This window comes from Paenibacillus rhizophilus (genome assembly GCF_003854965.1).
Taxonomy (GTDB): domain Bacteria; phylum Bacillota; class Bacilli; order Paenibacillales; family Paenibacillaceae; genus Paenibacillus_AQ; species Paenibacillus_AQ rhizophilus.
The window spans coordinates 1-1,902 of record NZ_RQPI01000031.1 but is presented as its reverse complement, the minus strand read 5'-3'; the positions used below and the strand labels follow the sequence as shown (position 1 = coordinate 1,902).

Sequence of the window (1,902 nt, the reverse complement as noted above, 5' to 3'; positions counted from 1 at the left end):
AATCGAGTAGGAGGCTACCCATTAGTTGAGTAGCCGACCTCTCACACCACCGTACGTACCGTTCGGTATACGGCGGTTCAACCGTTTAAGTGCAATTGACGTAGACGCTCGTACTGAGTAGGGAAGTCATAATACCCTGCCTGTACGAGCCTTTCGTTTGTAACAGAGCGTTGCAGTATCGCGCTTCCGGCAATGCGCCAGTAACCCAGCCGGGTGTTTCCCCATTGGTAGGCCTGCCCCTCCGGCACTCCCAGCTTCCGCAGGTTCCGTACCTTGGTTCTCGGCTTCTTCCATTGCTTCCAGATGTACATACGGAGCCGCCTTCGTAGCCATTCATTCCAGCTTTGCAATATCCGTTTCATGTCGGCTACATAGTAGTACCCCAGCCATCCGCGAATGTAGACTTTCACCTTCTCCATGACCTGGCGAACAGGCTTGCCTTGACTTCGACCCGTCAGTTCTTTCAGCTTCTTCTTTGCTTTTGCGAGGGATTGCGAATGGACGCGAATGTACACGCCGTTTCCGTTCTTTCCCAAGGCAAAGCCAAGAAATTTGAAATGCTTCCGAGCCACTACGCTGACCACCTTGCTTTTCTGCGTATTCATCTTCAGTCTCAGCTTGTTCTCCAGATACTTTCGGCATGATTCCAGCAGCCGCGTCGCTGCCCGTTTGCTCCTGGCTAGCACCACGATGTCATCCGCATAGCGGATGACGATCACGCCTCGGCTTCTCATCTCCTGATCAAATTCGTTCAGGTAGATGTTTGCCAGCAGAGGCGATAAGGGGCCTCCTTGCGGAGAACCTTCTTCTGTTTTACAATGAATCCCGTTTTCCATGACTCCGCTTTTCAGATATTTCTTGATCAGATCGGTGACGCGTTTGTCCTGGATTTGTTTGCGCAGGAGGTTCATCAGCAACTCGTGGTTCAGCGTATCGAAATACTTAGAGAGGTCGATTTCTACCGCGTAACCATAGCCTTCCTCTGCATACGCTTTTACCTTCCGAATGGCTTGCTGCGCGCTTCGCTTCGGGCGATAGCCGTAGCTTCCATCCGAAAAGAGCGGCTCAAACAGGGGCTGTAGCTGCTGGGCGATGGCTTGCTGAATGACTCGATCCACTACCGTGGGTATGCCAAGCTTTCGCATTCCGCTTCCATCTGGTTTGGGGATTTCCTTGCGCCGCACCGGGTTCGGCTTGTATCTTCCACCCCGAATCCTTTGCAGCAGTTCGTCTCTGTTTTCTCGCAGCCACGGCAGTGCCGCCTCGACGGTCATTCCATCGATTCCCGGCGCTCCGTGGTTACGCTTGACCTGCTTGTAGGCTCTGTTCAGGTTGTCCCTGTCCAGTATCCGCTCCAGCAAGTCGTTTGCACCGTCTCTTTCTCCGCTTTCCCGGGTTTCGGCGCTCCGCGCTCCCGCATACCCTTCGTGTTCCACACTATCTTTTTGCGGGCAGCCCTTTCGGTATTCTGCTTTCATCGCACCGACTCTCCTTCCAGTATGTACTTGAGACTTACGATTGTTCGGCCCTTCCCGAAAAAAAAATCCCGGTAATATGGCCTCTGCTGACTTCTCACAGCAAGCTTTACTCCGTCTTTCGGATTTTTTTTTTCCTACTCAACGTCTGTGAGATCTCCCCGGGTAAGAGCGATAACCTTCCCCTCATCTATCCGCCACATCTACATGTTGGGATTCGGGCAGTATTGGACTTTGCTTTGTATAGCAAGCTCGTCCGTCCCATCATGCCTTCTATGTGATTTCTGTTCGTCGGACCAAGGGTTTGCCTCCAGCTTCCTTCAGATTCCGCCTCGCGACGGACACCCTTGCCTTTGGCTAACAGTTCCTACTGCCAAGCCTGTAGCGGACTTTCACCGCCTAGTTATCGCCCATGCCGGGCGCACTA

1 protein-coding gene is annotated in these 1,902 nt (G+C 52.9%); it reads right to left on the bottom strand.

Annotation, left to right across the window (positions count from 1 at the left end; genetic code table 11):
- Positions 1-77: 77 nt before the first annotated feature.
- The gene (ltrA, locus tag EH198_RS24255) at positions 78-1,478 is read right to left on the bottom strand and encodes a group II intron reverse transcriptase/maturase (RefSeq protein WP_124698031.1); all 1,401 of its coding nucleotides are present in this window, start codon (positions 1,476-1,478) and stop codon (positions 78-80) included.
- Positions 1,479-1,902: the final 424 nt, after the last annotated feature.